General features: G+C 65.4%; 22 protein-coding genes. 7 read left to right on the top strand and 15 right to left on the bottom strand.

From position 1 onward, the window contains the following. Positions 1-86: 86 nt before the first annotated feature. From C935_RS0107780 to rpoE, 4 genes are read right to left on the bottom strand one after another with little or no spacing between them, the layout of a single operon-like run. A complete protein-coding gene (locus C935_RS0107780) occupies positions 87-566 on the bottom strand; it encodes a SoxR reducing system RseC family protein (RefSeq protein WP_018861950.1) in 480 nt (159 codons plus the stop codon). 5 nt (positions 567-571) lie between these two features. Beyond that, positions 572-1,555, bottom strand: a complete 984-nt coding sequence (locus C935_RS0107785) for a MucB/RseB C-terminal domain-containing protein (RefSeq protein ID WP_018861951.1) — start codon at positions 1,553-1,555, stop codon at positions 572-574. Positions 1,556-1,561: 6 nt separating this feature from the next. After that, entirely contained in the window at positions 1,562-2,131 is a 570-nt protein-coding gene (locus C935_RS0107790) for a sigma-E factor negative regulatory protein (protein ID WP_018861952.1), read from the bottom strand. Positions 2,132-2,142: 11 nt separating this feature from the next. Next, positions 2,143-2,724, bottom strand: a complete 582-nt coding sequence (gene rpoE / locus C935_RS0107795; RefSeq protein WP_018861953.1) for an RNA polymerase sigma factor RpoE — start codon at positions 2,722-2,724, stop codon at positions 2,143-2,145. A gap of 144 nt (positions 2,725-2,868) precedes the next feature. Between rpoE and nadB the strand changes: the two genes are divergently transcribed. Continuing rightward, positions 2,869-4,509: an L-aspartate oxidase gene (gene nadB, locus C935_RS0107800; RefSeq protein ID WP_018861954.1), complete on the top strand. Its 1,641-nt coding sequence runs from the start codon at positions 2,869-2,871 to the stop codon at positions 4,507-4,509. Positions 4,510-4,866: 357 nt separating this feature from the next. On the opposite strand, the gene C935_RS0107805 is transcribed toward nadB, so the two are convergent. From C935_RS0107805 to C935_RS0107815, 3 genes are all read right to left on the bottom strand, one after another. Beyond that, entirely contained in the window at positions 4,867-5,595 is a 729-nt protein-coding gene (locus C935_RS0107805) for a ferredoxin--NADP reductase (protein WP_018861955.1), read from the bottom strand. After that, positions 5,592-6,419 carry a nucleoside triphosphate pyrophosphohydrolase gene (mazG, locus tag C935_RS0107810; protein ID WP_026278722.1) on the bottom strand — a complete coding sequence of 276 codons (828 nt, stop codon included), beginning with the start codon at positions 6,417-6,419 and terminating at the stop codon, positions 5,592-5,594. The genes C935_RS0107805 and mazG overlap by 4 nt, the downstream gene beginning before the upstream one ends. Before the next feature lie 96 nt (positions 6,420-6,515). Beyond that, the gene (locus C935_RS0107815) at positions 6,516-7,268 is read right to left on the bottom strand and encodes an MBL fold metallo-hydrolase (protein ID WP_018861957.1); all 753 of its coding nucleotides are present in this window, start codon (positions 7,266-7,268) and stop codon (positions 6,516-6,518) included. Positions 7,269-7,489: 221 nt separating this feature from the next. Between C935_RS0107815 and C935_RS0107820 the strand changes: the two genes are divergently transcribed. From C935_RS0107820 to lipA, 6 genes are all read left to right on the top strand, one after another. After that, the gene (locus C935_RS0107820) at positions 7,490-7,729 is read left to right on the top strand and encodes a BolA family protein (protein WP_017925704.1); all 240 of its coding nucleotides are present in this window, start codon (positions 7,490-7,492) and stop codon (positions 7,727-7,729) included. Positions 7,730-7,742: 13 nt separating this feature from the next. Then, entirely contained in the window at positions 7,743-8,147 is a 405-nt protein-coding gene (locus tag C935_RS0107825) for a hypothetical protein (protein WP_018861958.1), read from the top strand. Then, entirely contained in the window at positions 8,144-8,728 is a 585-nt protein-coding gene (locus C935_RS0107830) for a hypothetical protein (RefSeq protein WP_018861959.1), read from the top strand. The genes C935_RS0107825 and C935_RS0107830 overlap by 4 nt, the downstream gene beginning before the upstream one ends. A 95-nt stretch (positions 8,729-8,823) precedes the next feature. After that, entirely contained in the window at positions 8,824-10,035 is a 1,212-nt protein-coding gene (locus C935_RS0107835; protein ID WP_018861960.1) for an HDOD domain-containing protein, read from the top strand. A gap of 13 nt (positions 10,036-10,048) precedes the next feature. Further along, positions 10,049-11,248, top strand: a complete 1,200-nt coding sequence (locus tag C935_RS0107840) for an HDOD domain-containing protein (RefSeq protein WP_018861961.1) — start codon at positions 10,049-10,051, stop codon at positions 11,246-11,248. A 65-nt stretch (positions 11,249-11,313) separates the two neighbouring features. Further along, positions 11,314-12,270 carry a lipoyl synthase gene (lipA, locus tag C935_RS0107845; protein ID WP_018861962.1) on the top strand — a complete coding sequence of 319 codons (957 nt, stop codon included), beginning with the start codon at positions 11,314-11,316 and terminating at the stop codon, positions 12,268-12,270. 876 nt (positions 12,271-13,146) lie between these two features. Here the strand turns inward: lipA and lipB are convergent. The 8 genes from lipB to mrdA form a co-directional block, all read right to left on the bottom strand. Next, positions 13,147-13,860 carry a lipoyl(octanoyl) transferase LipB gene (gene lipB / locus C935_RS0107850; RefSeq protein WP_018861963.1) on the bottom strand — a complete coding sequence of 238 codons (714 nt, stop codon included), beginning with the start codon at positions 13,858-13,860 and terminating at the stop codon, positions 13,147-13,149. After that, the gene (locus C935_RS0107855; RefSeq protein ID WP_018861964.1) at positions 13,857-14,126 is read right to left on the bottom strand and encodes a YbeD family protein; all 270 of its coding nucleotides are present in this window, start codon (positions 14,124-14,126) and stop codon (positions 13,857-13,859) included. Before C935_RS0107855 ends, lipB begins: the two co-directional genes overlap by 4 nt. After that, complete coding sequence (locus C935_RS0107860; protein ID WP_018861965.1) at positions 14,123-15,007, bottom strand: D-amino acid aminotransferase; 885 nt, start codon at positions 15,005-15,007, stop codon at positions 14,123-14,125. The genes C935_RS0107855 and C935_RS0107860 overlap by 4 nt, the downstream gene beginning before the upstream one ends. 12 nt (positions 15,008-15,019) lie before the next feature. After that, positions 15,020-16,267: a serine hydrolase gene (locus tag C935_RS0107865; protein WP_018861966.1), complete on the bottom strand. Its 1,248-nt coding sequence runs from the start codon at positions 16,265-16,267 to the stop codon at positions 15,020-15,022. Positions 16,268-16,374: 107 nt separating this feature from the next. Further along, complete coding sequence (locus tag C935_RS0107870; RefSeq protein WP_026278723.1) at positions 16,375-17,379, bottom strand: septal ring lytic transglycosylase RlpA family protein; 1,005 nt, start codon at positions 17,377-17,379, stop codon at positions 16,375-16,377. Then, positions 17,336-18,361 carry a lytic murein transglycosylase B gene (gene mltB, locus C935_RS0107875; protein ID WP_018861968.1) on the bottom strand — a complete coding sequence of 342 codons (1,026 nt, stop codon included), beginning with the start codon at positions 18,359-18,361 and terminating at the stop codon, positions 17,336-17,338. Before mltB ends, C935_RS0107870 begins: the two co-directional genes overlap by 44 nt. Continuing rightward, positions 18,358-19,476 carry a rod shape-determining protein RodA gene (gene rodA / locus C935_RS0107880; protein WP_018861969.1) on the bottom strand — a complete coding sequence of 373 codons (1,119 nt, stop codon included), beginning with the start codon at positions 19,474-19,476 and terminating at the stop codon, positions 18,358-18,360. The genes mltB and rodA overlap by 4 nt, the downstream gene beginning before the upstream one ends. After that, positions 19,473-21,353 carry a penicillin-binding protein 2 gene (mrdA, locus tag C935_RS0107885; protein WP_018861970.1) on the bottom strand — a complete coding sequence of 627 codons (1,881 nt, stop codon included), beginning with the start codon at positions 21,351-21,353 and terminating at the stop codon, positions 19,473-19,475. The genes rodA and mrdA overlap by 4 nt, the downstream gene beginning before the upstream one ends. Positions 21,354-21,423: the final 70 nt, after the last annotated feature.

Here is a 21,423-nt window from a genome sequence, read left to right on the forward strand (position 1 = left end):
CGTCATGGTTAAAACCGCTTTTGTTCGTGCGTTCATGCTCTAGAAAATCCGCGCCGGGACAAGTTCCCGGCGGTCACATTCATTGGTCAATCGGGCGCGGGCGACCTCGCACTCACAACGCCTGTATCGGTCTCGCGCCGCAGGAACACCGGCGCCAGATCCGGCGCGCGGTGGCGCATCCAGTAACGCACGCCGCCCAGGCCGAGCACGAAACCGGCCACACCCGCCAGCAGCAGCCAGCCCTCGCCGAGTAACGGCCATATCCACATCAACAGGCCTGGCACCACGACCAAGCCCAGCAATGGCAGCAGATACATCGCGAGGGCACCGGAGACAAGCGCCTGGTCCCGAATCCCGATAATCACGCGGTCGCCTGCGCGGAGCTGGCCAGGGTGACCGATGGTCACCTCCACGGCCTTGCGCCCCAGCACCTCCGACAGCACACCACTGCCACAGCCAGTACGGGCCGAACAGCTGCCACAGGTGGACTGGCGCTCGATCCGCACGCGCGCGCTGTGCGCCTCGGCCGAGAGCACCACACCCTGTTCCTCGATCCAGTGCGCCACGGGTATTAGTCGCCCGCGGCGTCCCGATAGGAGACCGCATCCAGCACCTGCTGGACCGTCGTATGGGGCACATCACCCACCGCCGTAACCTGATGCCCCGCCATCACCCGCGCGGCGGCATGGGTGGCGCCGGCACGGGTCGTACCCTCGAAACTTTTGTCACCATCCGCCGGTTCCACGTAGACCGACACCGAGGCCAGGCCATCACTCAGCACGAAATGGCGCGAGACCTCGTCTCCGTTGCCAAGCGAACGCTCGCTGGCGGCCACCGCCTGAAAGCCCGAGGGCAATTCACCGAACTTCCAGCCACCCAGACCATTGTCTTCGTCCCACTGGGGCTTCTTGTGGCCACGGTCGGCGCGTACCTCGATAAATTCGGCCTGGTCGGTCGTCGGCTCAAGCTCACTCTCGGCGATTTCGGCAGACAGTTCGAGATCGGTGAAGGCAAGACGTTCGAGCAGTTTCCCGCTCGGATCGTACAACTCGCTCAACAGCGGGAGGGCGCTTTCCAAGTGGAGACAGTAGCGATGACTGTAGCGCAGAGTGTCGCGTGCACGCGCTAGAACCAGGGTGCAGGAGTAACCGGCCACACGATCCAGGCCCTGGACCTTCAGGGCATAGAGGTCGTGTTCTTTGAGCAGGGAAACCGGCGCGCCGGCAGGGCCCAACGGCGACTGCGCACCGTCGCCCGAGGCGCCACGCGCTCCCTTGATTGCACTCAGGCGGTCCACCGATCGGACAATCTCGCGCTCGGCGCCCGTAAGGGTCTCCAGACGTTCGCGATAGCCACCATCCTCGGCGATGTGCACCACGCGAATGGTGTCGATGCGGTCATCGCGCTGCAGAACGAAGGTGCCCTGATAGCTCTCCGCATGCAGGCTTGTCGTCATGCGCTCAAGCCATTCCAGCGGCGAGGCCTCGTCCGCCAGGGTCTGCGCCGGAAGGCAGAGGGCGGTTGCGGCCAGAACGAGCGGCAGCCCACGCCACATGGCGTATTACTCGTCGCTGACCGAGTAGCGTACGCGTCCCAGGGCCGAAGAGCCCGGGCCGGTCAGTTCGGCATGGTTCTCGAGGTAGCGGGCGAACCGCGGATCCAGAGACTCGCCAACCTCCGTCTGCGCCGAATCTTCGGCACTGGCCCGGGAGCTGGCCGTTTGCACGTCGCCTGCGGCTGCCGGGGTGCCGCTTTCCACGGCCACCGGGGTCGCATCCTGACCGGGGCGATCCCCCAGCATCTGCATGCCGACCAGCGTGACCATCGCCACGGCCGCGGCCACACCCGTACCGGCTACCGGCTTCAGCCAGCGCGGCGACTCGCGCCGGGGCACGCCCTGCAAGGCGGGTTCGTCCGCCAGGGCCGTTCGAATGTCATCCATGAAATGTGCGGGGGCCGTGTTGCGCAGCCCGCCGCGGAGACTGTCACCGATCAGGTGATAGCGTTCCCACTGACTGCGATCTTCTTCGGATTTGACCAGTTCGTCGATCAGGCGCCGCGTCTCGAAGTCATCCGTTTCTCCGTCTACGAGGGCGGATAGACGTTCACTCTTGGTGACTTGTTCTTTCATGGTGCTTCTCGTCATTCGTCGTCTAACAAAGGACGCAAGGTCCGGTCGATGGCCTCGCGGGCCCGGAAGATGCGCGACCGTACGGTACCGATCGGACATCCCATCGTCTGCGCGATTTCTTCGTAACTCAGTCCCTCGATCTCGCGCAGCGTAATCGCCATGCGAAGGTCGTCGGGCAGTTTCTCGATGGTGCGCTGCACCGCGCCTTCTATCTCCTCGGACAAGAGCTCCCCCTCCGGGGTTGCATTGTCCTTGAGAGCGGAGTCCCCGCTCATCTGTTCCGCATCCTGCGCATCGACTTCGGCCTCGGGCCGCCGCCGTCCCTGGGAAACCAGATAGTTCTTGGCCGTATTGATGGCGATACGGTAGAGCCAGGTATAGAACGCACTCTCGCCGCGAAAGTTCGCCAGTCCCTTGTAAGCCTTGATGAAGGCCTCCTGGGACACATCCAGGGCAGCAGCCTGATCATGCACATAGCGCCCGACCAGGTTCACGATCTTGTGCTGGTACTTCAGCACCAGAATGTCGAAAGCCGCCTTGTCGCCGTTTTGTACGCGTTTGACCAGGGCCTCGTCGGAAGCCTTCTCGCTCATGCGGGGGCTCCCGCGACGACGCCGGTCTCCGGTAATCTATGGTGCATGGACCGCCTGACTCGCATTAAGTTCGCTTTCCGCACAACACTGTTGCGAAAGGGCCACGATTTGCTCGGGCAACAAGCGCAGCACGTTACCTGAGCCATGGAAACAGTACAACAACCTCGCCTGGCCGACGTACTGGTGATCGGGAGCGGCGCAGCGGGACTCTCGGCCGCCCTGCATCTGGCCCCGTATCGCCGCGTGACGGTGATCAGCAAGGGCCCGGTGGACGAGGGCTCGACCCGCTATGCCCAGGGCGGAATCTCCGCCGTTCTCGACCGCGCCGACTCGTTCGATGCCCATATCGCCGACACCCTGGATGCAGGAGCCGACCTGTGCGATCCGGACGCCGTGCGCCGCACCGTGGCCGCCGGCCCCGAGGCGATCCAGTGGCTGCTGAACCTCGGTGTGCCGTTCACCCGCGAGGCCCTGGAGGGGCGCAGCCGCCTGCACCTGACCCGCGAGGGGGGCCACAGCGCCCGGCGCGTCGCCCATGCCGCCGACGCCACCGGCCGCGCAATCGAGGATGCGCTTGTAAAGAGCGCCTCCGGGCAGGCCAGCATCGAGGTCTTCGAGCGCCACGTGGCGGTGGACCTGATCACCCAGCCCGTGGACGGCACCCGGCGCGTGGTGGGCGCCTATGTGCAGGACGCCAAGACCCGCGAGGTGGAGACCATTCTCGCCCCGACCGTAATCCTGGCGACCGGTGGCGCGAGCAAGGTCTATCTGTACAGCTCCAACCCCGACGGCGCCACCGGCGACGGCATCGCGATGGCCTGGCGGGCCGGCTGCCGCATCGCGAACATGGAGTTCATGCAGTTCCATCCGACCTGCCTGTTCCACCCGCGCGCCAAGTCGTTCCTGATCTCCGAGGCGGTACGTGGCGAGGGCGGGCTGCTGTTGCTCCCCGACGGCGAACGCTTCATGCCGCGCTTTGACGAGCGCGCGGAACTGGCCCCGCGCGACATCGTCGCCCGCGCGGTCGACCACGAGATGAAACGCCTCGGCCTGGATCACGTGAACCTGGATATCAGTCACAAACCGGCGGAGTTCATCCGCGAGCACTTCCCGACGATCTACGAGCGCTGCCTGCAGTTCGGCTTCGACATGACCCGCGAACCGCTGCCGGTGGTGCCGGCCGCGCACTACACCTGTGGCGGTGTGATGGTGAACCACTTCGGCCAGACCGACCTGCCCGGCCTGTACGCGGCCGGCGAGGTCTCCTACACGGGCCTGCACGGGGCCAACCGCATGGCCAGCAACTCGCTGCTGGAGTGCCTGGTCTACGCCCGCGGAGCCGCCGAGCACATCCTGTCGCAGACCGATCTGCCCGCTCCGGAGCAACTCACGGCACCGCCCGCCTGGGACGAGTCACGCGTTACGGAATCCGAGGAAGAGGTCGTGGTCGCCCACGACTGGGACGAACTGCGCCGCCTGATGTGGGACTACGTGGGCATCGTGCGCACCCGCGAGCGCCTGCACCGTGCCGAGCGCCGCATCCGCATCCTGCAGGAAGAGATCCACGAGTATTACAGCCACTTCCGCATCTCGCCGGACCTGCTCGAGCTGCGCAACCTGGCGATGGTTGCGGAGATCATCGTGACCAGCGCCCTGTCCCGCAAGGAAAGCCGCGGGCTGCATTTTATCCGCGACTACCCGGAGACCGACCCGGCCCTGGATGGACAGCCGACGATCCTGGCCCCGGACAACGCTCTGCGCCCGGGCGACAGCCGTCGACCGTAACCTGCTCTCCCCAGTAGCAGCACGGCCAGCGCGCTAAGGGAGACGCTGATTGGATCGCACGTCCGCGTTGGTGCCCCCTGTTTTCCGAGACAAGGCGCATCGTGCAGCGGGTAGTGGTTCTACCCGCCCGTTGCTGATTGATTCGGGGCGCAACGCAGGATCGGGGAACAGGGGGCACCAACCCCACAAGACATTGGAAGCAGGGGCTCGGCCGCCCGTTGTTGATCAAAAACGGGCGCGCTCACAGCGTTGCGGCTCCCTTGTGCAGAATCGCTGCACGGCAGTCACCGCGCCTTGTTCGCACGCAAAAGCGACTCGAGCGCGGACGCGCGATTAAATCAGTGTCTCCCTAAGGCATTACCACCACTTCTCGTATTTGAGCTGCGTCTCGGGGATCCCCCATTCGGCCAGCAGCGTGGCCATGTCCTCGATGAACTCGCGCGAACCGCAGAAATAGAACAGGGCATCGCGCGGCAGCTTCAGCGACTCCAGCAGCTCGTGGCTGATGCGCCCGGTGTGCCCCAGCCAGTCTTCGGCCTCGCGCGTTACCGTGAGGGTTATGTCGATGTTCTCGGCCTTGGCCAGGTGCGCCAGTTCGTCCGGGAACAGCATCTCGTCCTGGTGCGCGACGCTGTAGACGAGATGGGCGTAGACGTCCGGCATGCCGTCATTGACCGCGCGCAGAATGCTGAACAGTGGCGTGACGCCGATCCCCGCGCCCAGCAGCACGACGTTCTGCGCCATGCCCGGCTCGAAGAAGAAGCTGCCCTGCCCGGGGGTGATGTAGACCGTATCCCCCTCGCACGCGGTGGTGTGCAGGTAGTGCGTGGCGTGATGGTGATCGGCGTACTTGATCGCGAGCTGCAGCCGCCCGTCATCGCGCGGCGCGGAGACCACCGAGTAGCCCCCGACAAACGGCTTGCCGGCAGCCTGCGGGATCACCAGATCCAGCCACTGCCCGGCCTTGCTGGAAAAACGCGCCGGGTCGGCCGACAGGGTAAAGACCTTGATCAGCGGCGTGACGGGTTCGATCGCCTCGATCCGGGCCGGCATGAAGTGTTCGGGCAGTTCAACGGCGTGTGTCATTTGGGGTCCGTGCTAGTGTCGCGTTCGCGCCGCCGGGCCTCCTGGTAGAGGGCCTCCTGGGCGTCGAAATCCAGCTGTTCAAGGGCCTGCCCCTGCTCGCGGGCCAGGGCCTCCATGGTACGAAAGCGCGCCTCGAACTTGCGCGTAGTCCCGCGCAGCGCGCCTTCCGGCTCCACTCCCAGATGACGCGCCCAGTTGGTCACGGCAAACAACAGATCGCCGATCTCCTCGGCCACGCGGTCGGGATCGGCGTCGCCGGCCAACTCCTCGTGGACCTCGTCCAGTTCCTCGTGGATCTTCTCCAGCACCGGAGCCGGCTCATCCCAGTCGAAGCCCAGCCGGGCCGCGCGGCGCTGGGTTTTGGCGGCACGAGCCAGGGCCGGCATCGCCAGCGGGATGTCGTCCATCGCGCTGTGGTGGTCGCGGGCGGCGCGCTCCTCGGCCTTCGCCGATTCCCAGGCCGCCTCGCGGGCGGCATCATCCGCGTACTCGGCATCGGCGAATACATGCGGGTGGCGCCGCACCAGCTTGTCGCCGATCGCACGGGCGATGGCGTCGAGATCAAAGCGCCCGGCCTCCTCCGCGATCCGTGCCTGGAAGACCACCTGAAACAGAAGATCGCCCAGCTCGTCGCGCAGCTCACGAGTGGCTGCCTCGCTGCCATCGTCGCGAGCGATCGCGTCGGCCAGCTCGAAGGCCTCCTCCAGCGTGTGGGGCACGATGGTCTGGGCGGTCTGCTCCCGATCCCAGGCACAGCCCTGCTCGGGATCACGCAGGCGCGCCATGATCGCGCGCAGGCGCTCCACGGGATTGGTATTCCTCATGAGGGCGGAGTGTAAGGGGTCCAGTGGGCGGGCAAAACCGCCTGCCACACTCCGATGCCAGTGCCGGGGCCGTGCAATCGGCCCCGACACCCTCGATCAGCCCTGCTGGTCCGGTTCGCAGAGACGCTTCTTCTCGTCGGGCAGGTTGTCCGGGCAGATCCCGCAGCCCTCGTTGCCGGGCAGCGCCCAGTCAATCTTCTTCGGATACGGCAGATCCATCTCCTCCATGATCTTGACGAACTCGGCCTCGGGCTTGTTCTTGCCCAGGCGCGGGTTGCGCATCTTCTCCTGCCCGATGGTGGTGATCTGACGCTCTTCGTAATCGTGGCACGGATACACCAGCGTCTCGTCCGGCAGGGTAAAGAACTTGTCGTGGATCGACCGGTACAGGGTCTTGGCGTCACCTGACTGGAAGTCGGTGCGGCCACAGGCCTCGATCAGCAGGGCATCGCCGGAGAACAGCATCTTCAGCCCGACATGATCCATCAGAAAGGCGTGATGGGTATCGGTATGCCCGGGGGTGTAGAGGGGGTTAATCACCAGATTCCCCAACTGGAAAGGTTCGCCCTCGCGCAGGCCGACGTCGCGGCAAGGCAGCTCGTCCAGCGCCGGGCCGGCCAGCTGGCAGCCCGTCCTCTCGCGCAGCATCTTGCCCCCCGTGATGTGGTCGGCGTGGATATGCGTCTCGATGGCGTAGTCGAGGCTCAGTCCCATCTCCTGCAACACACGCAGATCGCGGTCCACAGTCTCGATGACCGGATCGATCAGGGCGGTCTTGCCCGTGTCCGGGCAGCTCAGCAGATAGGTATAGGTGGACGATTCTTCTTCGAACAGCTGCTTGAAAATCATGCGATGTCCTCCGTGAGCGCCAGGCGCTTTTCAATCGGTTGGCTCGATGCTAACCGGCGGTCAGCCGATGCACCAAGCCGGCACACTGGACGCGCGCCCTTGTCCGTTTCGGAGCCCCTGGACCGCCACAAGTTCCCCTCTGGGAAAGGCCCCACCCTTCTGTCATGACACGCCACTGGCTATCATGCGTCCTTCGCCGACACAGACACCAAGGACCCATCATGGAAGCCAATCAAGTGGCCGAGCTCATTCGTGCCGGCCTGCCGGAGGCCGAAAAGGTCGAGGTCACCGGGGGCGAGGGCAAGTTCGAGGCCCTGGTCGTCAGCCCGCAATTCGCCGGAATGAACAAGGTCAAGAAGCACCAAACCGTCTACGCCACGGTGCGTGACCAGATCGACTCCGGCGAGGTCCACGCACTGTCCATCCGCGCCCTGACGCCGGAAGAAGCCGCAGGCGCCTGAGCACCGCGCCGGGATGCTCTCGCCCAAGGGCCGCGAGGAGATCGAGCGCCTGCTGGAGGGCGGCCTGGTTCACGACTGGGGCGAGGCCGAGACGACGCTGCGCAATGTCACGCGCATGCTGTTGACCACGCGCCCGGACCTGCTCCGTCTGTACTTCAGCCCCGAGGCGTGGGAACAGATTACTGCCTGGCCGCAGAAAAAGGCCGCCAACGCGATCATCGCCGCATTGCGTACCGGCGTGGTCGACGCCCTCGGGCGGCCGGCCATCGCCAACCGCGAACAGGCCCGTTTCTACTTGCTCTGCTTTCAGGACGACCTCGCCGAACGGGTGGACGCCTGGTGCCGCGAGCACCCTGAGGAATGTCCGCGTCGCAGCCGCGCACGAACCCAAACCCTCCCTGGCGACTCCGAGCCATGACCCCCGATGTTCTCGAATGCGGTCAGCCCGCGATTGAAGGACCGCTGCGCCAGCTGCTAGGACGCTACGGGCTGAAACTGGTCATGCACCCGCCGGGCGCGGCGCTGCCCGGAACCTGGTGGGGCGAACCCGAGGCGGGGATCATCGGGCATACCGTACATGTCCGCCCCGACACACCGCTGCACTCGGCGCTGCACGAAGCCAGCCACCTGATCTGTATGGAACCGCAGCGCCGCGCGACACTGCATACCAATGCCGGGGGCGACGACCTGGAGGAGTGCGGGGTTTGCTACCTGCAGATTCTGCTGGCCGATGCCCTGCCCGGAGTGGGTCGCGAACGCCTGATGCGGGACATGGACGCCTGGGGCTACAGCTTCCGTCTGGGTTCGACCGCGCGCTGGTTTGACGAGGACGCCGACGATGCACGGGTCTTCCTCCGCTCCGAGGGGCTGATCGACTCGCGCGAGCGGCTTTCATTCGCCTGTCGCGGGGCCCTCGAGACTGCGCGGGATGCTACACTGAGATCCACGTCACAAGACGCGACTCCCCCGGAAAACGCCAGCCAGGATCCAATGCGGTGATTGCGCTGCCGGGCACAGCGCGCCGGGCAATCACGAACCCACTGGCCACCCTCCCGGGCTGGGGATCAATGGAAACACAGGCAACGGAACCGCTCATGGACACGACGACCATCGACAGTCTGCTCCAGGAAATGGATCTCACCGCGCACCTGTCGGAGTCCGCCCGCGCAGAACTCGCCCAGGCATGCGCCAGCCCGGAGCTGCCCGCCGGTAAGCGACTGCGTCCACAGGACGTTGCCGACCGGCACCTGTTCCTGCTGAGCGGCCAGCTGGTACGTGTCAGCGGCGGTACGCCATCCCGCATTACCGTTGGCGATGGCAACGGCGAGCCACCACTGCAGATGTTCGACGGTGGGGCCGGCCAGCAGGACTTCATCATTACCGAGAAGCCCTGCCGCATGCTGGAGGTACCCACTGCGGCGCTGGAGCAGGCCCACAGTGCTTCGCTGGTGATGCACGACACCGAGTTGGACGACACGGAAGGCGCCTTTTTTGGCGAGTTGTACGACCTGATTACCAGCAATCGTCTGGAGCTGCCGACCATGCCCGAGGTCGCTCTGCGCATCCAGGAACTGACCCGAGATCCGGATGCGGACATCGACAAGCTGACCGATGTCATCCAGCGCGACGGGACCATCGCGGGTGCCCTGTTGCATGCCACGAACAGTCCGCTGTTCCGCGGGTCCCAGCAGATCCAGTCGGTACGCGACGCGGTCACTCGCCTGGGCTTTCGCAACACCCGCATGCTGGCGATGAACATGGCCATGCGACAAGCCTTCAAGGCACGTCACGCCGCCACACGCAATGCCATGGAGGCAGTCTGGCAACACGGGGTATTGCAGTCGGCCTATGCCTACCTTGTGGCCGACTCCCTGAAGCTGCTGGACCGAGAACGAGCGCTGCTCGCCGGCCTGGTCGCCGGCATCGGGGCCGTCCCGATCATCCAGTTCATCGAGGTACGCGAAGACCACCCGGATCCCGAGCGCATCGCTCGCCTGGTTCGCCGCCTGCGCAACCTCGCCGGGGTCCTGGTCATCAACTACTGGGACCTGGGCGGAGACCTGGTCAACGTCGCCGAACACAGTAGCGACTGGGGCTACCGACCCGCGGAGCCCGACTACGCCAGTATCGCGCTGGTCGCCCAGTACGCTGCCTTGCAGGCGGAGGGCGAGGAACTGCCGCCACCGTCCGAGGTCAAGGCTTTCGAACTCCTGGGCATCGATGCCCCCGCCCCCAGGGAACCGATTGCGTTCCTGGAGGCCCGCTCCGAGGATCTAGCGGAGTTGCAGAAACTGTTCGATATGTGAGGCTGAAGCGCCGGTGCTCGAGGAACGTCTTCCACAACTGGTCCCGTTTACCGATCTCGGAGAACGGGCGCGCCAGAAGCTCCTGCAGCACGCGAGCACCCTGGATATCACGCCCGGTCTCAAGCTGCATGCACGCGACGAACGGCGCTACCTGATCTTTCTTCTCGAAGGCCGGCTCATCCTGTCCGACGACGGCCACACGGTAATGCTCAAGAGCGGCAGTCCGGAATCCCTGCACCCGGTATTCGATGAGCGCGACTATCACAGCCATGCCATCGTAGCGAGCCGCGGCCGCATCGCGCTGTTCGACCGCAAGGTCTACGAGAATTTGATCGACGGGGCGCACGAAGGGGTCGAGGTAAGCGAGATCGAACTCTCCGACCTCGAGGGCGAATTGTTCACCAGCATCTACACCCACGCGTTCTCCGGCGAACTGGAACTGCCCCAACTGCCCGAGGTCGCGCTGCACCTGCAAGCGGCGCTGAAGGACCCGGACGTCGACATCGAGCGAGTCACCCGGATCATCGAAGAAGACCCCAGCGTCGCCGCGCGCCTGCTGTCGGTGGCCAACAGTCCGGCGATGGGGAGCCAGCGCGAGGTCTCGCGACTGGGGGATGCCGTTTCCCGCCTTGGCCTGGAACGTACACGACAACTGGTGATGGCCCTGGCCGCACACCAGGTGTTCATTCACCACGACAGTCCCTACCACCGGTTGCTGGAACGCCTGTGGCGCCGTTCGGCCCGTATCGCGGCCATCAGCTGTGTACTGGCCGACCAGAGCGAGGCCGTGGATCCGCAGAAGGCCCTGCTGGCAGGCCTGCTCCATCGGGTCGGCGCTTTGCCCATCATCGGTGAAGTCGCCCGCAACCACCCCGATCGCAGTGCCGAAGACATCGAACGCATCCTCTACCGTCTGGAAGGCCTGATCGGCGAACTGGTTGCTCAACAGTGGGGCCTGGCTTCCGATATCATGGAAGTTATTCGCGATTCCGGTGGCCCGGAAACCGCTACGGCAGCACCCCTGACCGACATCGTGCGCATCGCACGCAGCGCCTGCACGCGCGATGGCGATAACGCCCTTGCGGACCGGACGCCACTGGCCGAGTTGAACGCCGTGCCACGATTCGGCTTCGTACTCGACGACAACGGGCAGTTACCTGCAATCGACACGGCCCGCCGCGAGATTGACGCGCTGATCCGCGAAGTCGCCTGACCCCGATCGCGCCGCCACCGCCCCCGATAGGGCGGAGCGACCGCAACCCATTCAGGGAAGACCCTATGACCACTCGAACCCGACCCCAACCTGGCGAAAAGCAACGCGCCGCCGACAAGGTCGCGCGCATCCCGGTCAAGATCAGCCCGACCGAGCGCCCACAGCGCAAGCCGAAGTGGATCCGCGCCCAGAGCCAGGCGCGGCCCGAGGTGCAGCGCATCAAGCGCATCCTGCGCGAGCAGAAGCTGCACACCGTCTGCGAAGAGGCGAGCTGCCCGAACCTCGGCGAATGTTTCGCCCATGGCACCGCCACCTTCATGATCATGGGCGACATCTGCACCCGCCGCTGCCCGTTCTGCGACGTCGCCCACGGCCGCCCCGAGGCCCTCGACCCGGACGAGCCTCGCCACCTGGCGAAGACCATCCAGGCGCTGGGCCTGAAGTATGTGGTCATCACCTCCGTGGACCGCGACGACCTGCGTGACGGTGGTGCCGGCCACTTCGTGGAGTGCATCCGCGAGGTCCGCACGCTGAATCCGAACACGAAGATCGAGATCCTGGTACCCGACTTCCGCGGCCGCATGGACCGCGCGTTGGAGATCATGCACCAGGCCCCGCCAGACGTCTTCAATCACAACCTCGAGACGATCCCGCGGCTTTACCGCGAGGCGCGCCCCGGTGCCGATTATCAGTGGTCGCTGGAGCTGCTGAAGCGCTTCCGCGAACAGCACCCGGGGGTGCCGACCAAGTCCGGTTTGATGCTCGGTTTGGGCGAGACCCGTGAGGAACTGCTGGAGGTCCTGGCAGACCTGCGCGAACACGGCTGCGACATGCTGACCCTGGGCCAGTACCTGCAGCCCTCGCGTCATCACCTGCCGGTCACGCGCTTCCTGACACCCGAGGAGTTCGACGAGCTCGGCGAGGCCGCGCGCGAAATGGGCTTCAAGCAGGTGGCCAGCGGGCCTATGGTGCGCTCCTCCTACCACGCCGACCTCCAGGCACAGGGACTCGAAACCGCCTGATCAGCCCCGCGCCCCTCCCCTAGGGCGTTGCCCCGCGCCCTGAGGCTGGCCCTGGTTCGGCATCTGGAGTTTACGGTGCCTTCGACTGACTGCCTGCCTGCGCTCACTCGCGAGCGCGCCGCGCCCGTTTTGATCAACAACTGGCTTTCTTGCTTGCCCAAGAAAGTACCCGTCGAGGCGCACCCGGATTCCGCCCGGGAACCTTGCTCCAGGGCCCTCGGGCCGGCGGCGCTGAAACTCGCTGCGCCTTCGGCTTCGCTCAGACAGTCAGCGCCCCCGTTTCTATTTTGAATCGTCCGTCCCGAGGACCCTTCCGCAAGGGGCTTCATACGGGGGGATAAGGTCAAGACAACGGCTGGCCTGACGTTCGTGCCAGTGGATGGAGGTGGGTATTCGGACATCTTGGCACGCGCGGCCTGCGGCCCTGGCGTGCCGCGCCCGCAAGCGGGCGCCAGACCCCATGTAGGATGCGGATGAGCGCAGCGAATCGCATCAGGGGTTACCCCGGCGTTGGAACGGTGCGTTTCGCTGCACTCAACGCACCCTACAGCTCGGGATTTAGACAGGTGCAGGAACACCGGCGGTTTTGACCTACCCTCCCGATATGAGCCCCTTGTGGAGGGCGTGACAGGCCGGACGATTCAAAATAGACACGGGGCGCTGACTGTCTGAGCGAAGCGAGTTTCAGCGCCGCCGGCCTGGCGCGTCCGGAGCAAGGTCCCCGGGCGAATCCCGGGCGTGTTTCTTGGTTCCTTCTTTGCACGAGCAAAGAAGCCCGTTTTTGATTAACAACTGGCGAGGCGCGCTGGCGAGACAGCGCAGGCAGGCGGCAGGCCGAAGCCAACGTAAACTCCAGATGTTGAACCAGGCCCAGCCTCAGGGTACGGGGCAATGACCCAGCGCCAGCACCCGGACGAGCTCGGGCGGCAAAGACGGTTCATGCCGGATGCTCGCGGCATCGGCGGGAAACAGCTGTTCGGCGAGATGGGCGAGCAGCTGCTCGCGGACGCGGGTGGCGTCCAGCGGGCCGAGCAGATGCTGCATGGAGGTCGCGGCGAGACCAGGATAGCCACAGGGGTTCATGCGCTGAAACGGCGCCAGATTCGGGGCGATGTTCAGCGCCAGCCCATGGATGCTGCGTCCTTGCCGGATGCGCAGGCCCAGCGCCGCAATCTTGGCACCGTCGACATACACCCCCGGCGCCTTCTCCCGGCGCTGCGCGTGGATGCCCCATTGCGCGAGCGTATCGATCAGCGCCTGCTCCAGCACCTCGACCAGGCGCCGGACCCCAACCCCCAGCCGCGGCAGGTCCACCAGCGTGTAGACGACCAGTTGCCCGGGGCCATGCCAGGTCACCTGCCCCCCGCGATCGATCGCCACCACCGGCGTCGCGCCGGGGTCCAGCAGATGCTCGGGGCGGCCATTACGGCCCTGGGTAAAAACGGGGGGGTGTTCGACGCACCAGAACTCGTCCGGACGGGTCGCATCGCGCTCCCGGGCCTGGAGCTGCATCGCCTGCCAGACGGGTACATAGGGCTGCACACCCAGCAGACGGACCACGGGCCCGCCGGGAACGAGCGGGCCGTTCACAGGATCATGCGGACCCGGTCACAACGCCCCAGGGCCCGATAAAGGTCATCGAGCTGAGCCTGGCTGGTCGCGGTGAACGTGATGGTGATGCCGAGGAAGCGCCCGCCACTGGAGGCGCGTTGCTGGATCACGGCATCGTCGGGGTCCGGCACATGCTCGGCCACGCAGGCCTCCACGGCCTCCAGGAGTTCCGGGTGGGAGTCCCCCATCACCTTGATCGGAAAGCGGCAGGGGAACTCGATCAGGCTTTCGCGCTTGTCCGTCATGCACACCCCTTGACCGCCGCTCGGGACTGCCTTGCCGTGGCCTTCTCCTGCTGGTAGGCAGCATGAACCGACTTCCAGGCCGGTCCGGGTGTCCCGAGTCCCACCGGCTGGCCATCAAGGCGGCAGACAGGCAGGACCTCCTTTGTGGAACTGGTCAGCCAGATCTCGTCGGCGGCGCGCAACTCGGATTCGGACAGGGCCCGCTCCATGACCTGAAGGCCGCACTGGGCGGCAAGACGCAGGACCAGGGCCCTTGTCACACCCGGCAACAGCGATGGCGCCAGCGGCGGTGTCACCAGCGTGCCGTCGACCAGCGCGAACACATTGCTGGCCGCACCCTCGGTCACCTGCCCGTCGTGCAGCAGAATGGCCTCGACCGCATCCTGGTCACGCGCATCCTGGCGCGCAAGCACATTCGCCAGGAGCGTCGTGGCCTTGATGTCACAACGGGCCCAGCGCGTGTCGGATCCCGTTACCACCGCAACCCCGGACTGGCGGATCGTGTCCGGCAGTGGCGCGATCGGGTTCGCCATGGCAAAAACCGTTGGCGCCCCGCTGGCAGGAAAGGCATGGTCACGCGGGGCAACGCCCCGCGTGACTTGCAGATACAGGCCGAGATCGGCGGCCTCGTCACCCTCGTTGCGCCGGACGAGCTCCTCCAGCATGGCCCGCCACTGGTCGAGCGACAGCGGCGTCTCAAGACGAATGGCGTCCAGCGAACGCTGCAACCGTTGCAGGTGTTCCCTCAACAGAAACAGCTGCCCGCCGTAGCTGGGGATCACCTCGTAGACCGAGTCCCCGAACAGAAACCCGCGATCCAGCGGCGAGATGCGCACGGATTCAAGCGGTATGAACTCGCCATTGAAATACGCAATGCCCACACTCGCCCCGGCTCAGAACGGCCAGACCGAGCGCAGCGACAGGGCAGCACCGTCCCACAGGCGACGCACCAGGCCGCCCTCCTCGACCTCTTCAAGGGCAACCACGGGCTGTTGCCCGATCAACTCGCCATTCAGACGGGCATGCACCTCGCCCACTGCGGCCCCTGCGGCCAGCGGCGCTTCCAGCGGCTGATTCAGTTCCATCGTGGCCTCGAGGCCGTCACCACGACCCGGCGGCACGATCACCCAGAAGTCCTCGGCGACCCCGACGGAAACCTCGCTATTCGTACCGCGATAGACGCGCGGGCTGCCCAGCTGCGTACCCGCCTCGAACAAGCGCTGCGGCTCGGTAAAGCGCATGCCCCAGTTGACCAGGGCCTGCGACTCGTTGGCCCGACGAGTACCGCCCTCCTGGTGATTGGAGGCCTCGATGCCCAGCACCACGGCAACCAGGCGGCGATCGTTGCGCTTCGCCGACGAAACCAGATTGTAGCCAGCCGCGGAGGTCCAGCCTGTCTTCAGGCCATCGAACCCGGCATCGCGCCACAGCAGCATGTTGCGATTGCTCTGCGAGATGTCGTTGTATTCGAACGAGCGCTCGCTGTAGTAGCCATAAAGGTCAGGGAAATCGCGAATCAATGCCCGCGCCAGCAGCGCCATGTCCTGCGCGGAGGTGGACTGCTCCTCGTCGGACGGCAAGCCGTGCGAGTTGGTGAAATACGAGTTCATCATCCCGAGTTCACGCGCCTGGCTGTTCATCATGTCAACGAACGCGCCCTCGGAACCCGCCACGGCCTCGGCCAGCGCGGTGGAGGCGTCATTCCCGGACTGAATAATCATCCCGCGCAGCAGGTCCTCGACCTCCACCTCGTCGCCAACCTCGATGAACATGCGCGATGCGCCCCGCATACCCGTGCGCCAGGCCCGCTCGCTGATGGTGACCGTGTCCTCCAGTCCCAAACGCCCGTCACGGATCTCGCCAAACACGACATAGGCCGTCATCAGCTTGGTCAGGCTGGCGGGCTCGCGGTCCACATCCGGCTCGCGCGAGGCCAGCAGCAGACCGGAGTCGAAATCCATCAGCGCATAGCTTTTCGCCGTCACGTCAGAGGGCGGGCTCGGGACCCCGCTCGGCATGCCCCCGCCACTCCCGGGTACCGGCAGTGGTTCGTCCGCAATCACCGGCATTGCGGCAACACACGCAGCCAGGGACAGAGTCATCAGGACGCGGCGGGCAAACGTATGGAGAGGGGCGGTCATGGTATTTAGAGGCCTCCTGTAGAGATGGCTAACGATAGCAGACCGAACCCGCGCAGATGAACGCACACAGGCCGGTCGGCATGAACAAAAGACAAGGAACCGCGGAGTCAGTCGTCGACGATGCGATAGTCGACATGGGCGGCCTCCTGCAGGCGCTCGGTTGCCTCCTGCAACTCGACCTCTTCCAGCGGACCGATACGCACCCGGTGCAGATCCGCCTGCGCGTCGCGTTCCAGCGTGGAAATCTCGACCGACTCGAACCCCAGGGCCTGCAGATCCCGCTGAATCTCCTCCGCCGTTCGGCGCTCGGAAAATGCCCCGACCTGTACCCAACGGCCGTTGCTCGCGGGCACCTCCGAGGCATTCGACTCGGTGGCGGTCGGGGCGTCATCAGACGATGCCGGGGTTGAGCTTGTGTTGACACCCTCGCCAGCATCGGCCAGCTCGATGGGTTCCGGCGCTGGCGAGCGCGGCTCGGCCACACGAGGAGGGTCCACGTCATCCGGTCCCACTGCACGGATCCGCACCGGCGCCACACCGGCATCGGTCATGTCCAGCCGATGGGCGGCCGCATAGGAGAGGTCGATAATGCGGTCGTCCACGAAGGGCCCGCGATCATTAACCCGCACAATCACGCGGCGGTCATTCTCCAGGTTCACGACCTCGACATAGGTGGGCAGCGGCAGCGTCTTGTGGGCCGCCGTCATCGCGTACATGTCGTAGGGTTCGCCACTGGATGTGCGCCGGCCGTGGAATTTGGTCCCGTACCAGGAGGCCAGTCCCTCTTCCTCGAACCCGGTGCTGGTACGCAGGGTGCGGTAGCGCTTCCCGAACACTTCGTATTCGGCCGGATTCCCGTAGCGACTCGGAGGCTCGTCCTTCGGCACGGCATCGGGAATCAGCGCCAGATCCTGCGGGATGTCATCCGGATCCGGATAGGCGTCAAACGCCGCATCGCCCAGCGGGCGGTCCGGATCGGCCTTGCGATCGGGGGCGGACGAACAACCCGCCAGCATCAGCGCGCACGACACCGCCAGCGCGGCGGCCGCCGCGCCAAGCCGGCAGCGGTTACTCGGCAAAGGCCTCGGCCAGCTGGTGGACAGCCATCGCATACAGCGGGCTCCGGTTGTAACGCGTGATCACATAGAAATTGGGATACCCCAGATAGTACTCGTAGCCGTCCTCGCCCTCGAGACGAATAAACGAGTACTTCCCGTCCTCGGCCACGGACTCGTCGGGATAAATGCCGTGCTCGGCAAGTTCGTCGAGGTCGAAGCGCGCCTGGAAATTGCGGCTGATCAGTTCCTCGTGAGCATCACCCTCGACCCGGGCACGCGCCACCACCGGCTCGCCGGTGCGCCAGCCATGCTCGCGGAAGTAGTTGGCCACGCTGCCGATCGCATCCGGCCAGGAATTGAGCAGATCGCGGCGGCCATCCCCGTCGAAGTCCACCGCATAGTGGCGATAGCTCGACGAGATGAACTGTCCGCGCCCCATGGCTCCGGCGTAGGAACCCCGTGTTTCGCGGACATCCAGATCCTCCTCCTGCACCAGGGTCAGGAACTGGCCCAGCTCACTGCGGAAGAAATCCGCACGCGGCGGGTAGTCAAAGCCCAGCGTGACCAGCGCGTCGAACACGCGGAAGCCCCCGGTGTTGCGCCCGTAGTTGGTCTCCACGCCAATGATCGCGGTGATCAGCGCCTGCTCGACACCGAAAGCCTCCTCGGCCCGGGCGAGCGTCTCGGCCTGCTCCTCCATGAAGCGCTCGCCACGCTCGATGCGCAGGTCGTTCACGAAAATCGGGCGATAGTCCTTCCAGGGTCGCGCCTCGGCGGGCGCCGAGATCAGGTCGAGGATGCGCTGCTGAGGATCGGCCTCGGCAAACAGGCCCTCCAGTTCGTCGCGATCCATGCCCGCCTCGACTTGTTCGTCGATAAAGGCCTGGACCTCCTCGCGCTCCAGGTAAGGCGGGTCGCCGGCGCGAAACTCGGACCCCGAGACGTTCGACAGGGAGCAGGCCCCCAGTGACATGATCAAACCGGCCTGCAGGAGGACGGAACGAAGGGTGCCCAGGGGGCGGAGGTTCAGGGTCATCGATTCACCAGGCGCTTTTGCGACGCGATGCTCATGAGAATACCGAAGGCGACCATAAGCGTCACCAATGATGTACCGCCGTAGCTCACCAGCGGAAGCGGCACGCCAACCACGGGCAGAAGCCCCGTCACCATGGCGATATTGACCGCCATGTAGACGGCGAAGGTCAGCGCCAGGCTGCCGCCCAGCAAACGGGCGAAGCGATCCTGGGCCAGGGCAGAGATCCACAGCCCGCGCGCCACGATCGCAAAATACAGCAACAACAGGAGCGCGACACCGATAAACCCGAATTCCTCGGCATATACCGCAAAAATGAAATCCGTGGAACGCTCCGGCAGAAAATCGAGATGCGACTGCGTACCGTTCAACCAGCCCTTGCCGTACAGCCCGCCGGAGCCGATCGCGATCTTGGACTGGATAATGTGATAGCCCGCCCCCAGCGGATCCGACTCCGGATTGAACAGTGTCAGCACCCGCTGGCGCTGGTAATCGTGCATCTGTAGCCACAACGCCGGAATCGCGGCGGCCGCGGCCAGCCCGAGCCCGACAAACCAGCGCCAGCTCAGCCCTGCCAGGAAGATCACCAGAAAACCCGCGGCGCCTACCAGCATCGCGGTCCCCAGATCCGGCTGACGCATGATCAGGAACACGGGCACCAGGATCAGCGGCACCGTCACCAGCAGGTCGCGAAAACGCGGGCGATCATTACGCGTCGACAGGTACCACGCGACCATCATTGGCACGGCAAGCTTCATGATCTCCGACGGCTGAAAGCGCATGAAGCCGAGATCCAGCCAGCGCCTTGCGCCCTTGCCAATCTCGCCCGCCACCATTACCGCCAGCAACAACGCAATTCCGGCCACGAACAGCCACGGCGCCAGGGACCGCAGGGTACGCACGGGGATTTGCGCGACCATCACCATCGCGGCCACCCCCAGTCCGATACGCATGGTCTGCCGCTCCAGCGCAATCATGCTCTCGCCGGAGGCACTGAACAGCACTGCCAGACCGACCAGCAGGAGGATGCCAATCAGCACCAGCAGCACGCCATCCAGGCGCAGGCGCCCCAGCAGCCACTGGCCCAGCGGCATCTCGCGCCCCGTCACGCTGATCATTCGTCCTCCGACACGTCGAGCGTCATTCCAGCATCACCCTTCAGGAAGGCGTCCATCACCTCGCGGGCCACCGGCGCGGCCACACGACCACCCGACCCCCCATGCTCGACCAGCACGGCCACCGCAATCTGTGGATCATCCGCGGGCGCATAGCCGACGAACAGGGCGTGATCCCACAGATGCCGGGGCAGCTCGTCCTCATCGTATTCCTCGTCCTGCCCCAGCCCGAAGACCTGCGAAGTGCCGGTCTTGCCCGCGATGCGATAATTCGTCGGCGGGCGGCTGCCAATCGAGCCCCAGGCAGTGCCATGCCTCGCATGCACGGCTTCGATCAGCGACTCGTGAATCGTGTCCCAGTGTTCCGGGGCTGTATGCACCGGCTCGCGGGGTTGCGGCAGCAACCGTTCGAGCTCGCCGTTGCCATTGTCCATCGACTGCAGCAGGCGCGGCTGAATGCGCTGTCCGCGCCCGGCCAGGGTCGCCGTGAAATCCGCCATCTGCATCGGCGTCGACAGCATGTAGCCCTGGCCAATCGCCGTAATCAGCGTCTCGCCGGGGAACCAGACCTGGTCATGTGTGGCCCGCTTCCAGTCGCGGCTTGGAAGGATGCCCGCGCGCTCGCCCGTCGCATCGATACCGACTCGCTGCCCGATGCCGAAGGCCCCCAGCATCGGCACCATCCGGTCGATCCCCATCGTATGCGCAAGATCGTAAAAATACACGTCGGAGGAGACCGCGATGGCGCGCGACATGTCGACCCAGCCATGCCCTTCCCTGCGCCAGTCGCGGTAGCGGCGCTCGTGGCCGGGGATCTGAAAGTATCCGCGCGCGAACATACGCCGATCAGCGGTGGTGATTCCTTCGTCCAGCGCCGCCAGCCCCACGAGGGGCTTGATCGTGGAGCCCGGCGGGTACTGCCCCGTCAGGGCGCGGTTGAACAACGGGCGCGAAGGATCGGATTGCAGATCGGAAAAATCGGCCTGGGAGATCCCGCGCACGAACATCTCGGGATCGAACCCCGGAGCACTGACCAGCGCCAGGACCTCTCCGTTATTGGGATCCAGCGCGACGATCGCCCCCTCGCGCCCGGCCAGGGAACGATACGCGGCTCGCTGCAGATCCGCGTCGATGGTCAGGGTGAGGTCGGTCCCTGGCTCCGGTGGCGTTACCGACAGCTCGCGGATGACCCGGCCCTGGGCATTGACCTCCACCTGGCGGTACCCCGGACGACCGTGCAGCAGGTCCTCGTAGTAACGCTCGATGCCGATCTTGCCAATGTGCGAGCTGCCGGCGTAGGCACGCGGATCGACCCGTGCCAGATCCTGCTGGTTGATGCGCCCCACATAGCCGACCACATGAGAAAATTCCTTGCCGAGCGGATAGAAGCGCATCGGGCGGGCCTCAATCTCCACGCCCGGCAACTCGTGTCGCGATACCGCGATCCTGGCCACCGTGGTGTCATCGAGACCAGCCTTGAGCAGGACCGGCTGAAAGGGGCGACGCTGACGAACACCGCGACGGAAGCGTTCGACGTCCGCCTCCGACAGCTCGACAAAATCGTGCAGCCGCTCCAGGAGTTCGTCCAGGTCACCGGCCTGCTCGACCGTCACTTCCAGCTGGTAGGAGGCGCGGTTGCCCGCCAGCAACTGACCATTGCGATCCCGGATCACGCCACGGCTGGGCGCAATCGGCTCCACCCGCAGGCGGTTGTTTTCCGACAGCGTGGTGAAATGAGAATGCGCGCCGACCTGGAGCCCCGACAGGCGCCAGCCGATCAGCAGCAGGACTGCGGCAAGCAGAACCAGCGCCAGCAGGATCCGTACGACAAACCGCTGCTGGTCCTGTTGTTCCTGCCCGTAATCATCGCGCCTGGCCATATTAGAGAACCGCCGCCACCCGCGACGCAGACACGGCCGCTGGGCATACCGACAAAAAAGGGGCCATCCG

Origin of the sequence: Thioalkalivibrio sp. ALJ3 (genome assembly GCF_000377205.1) — a bacterium.
In the GTDB taxonomy this organism is placed as follows: Bacteria; Pseudomonadota; Gammaproteobacteria; order Ectothiorhodospirales; family Ectothiorhodospiraceae; genus Thioalkalivibrio.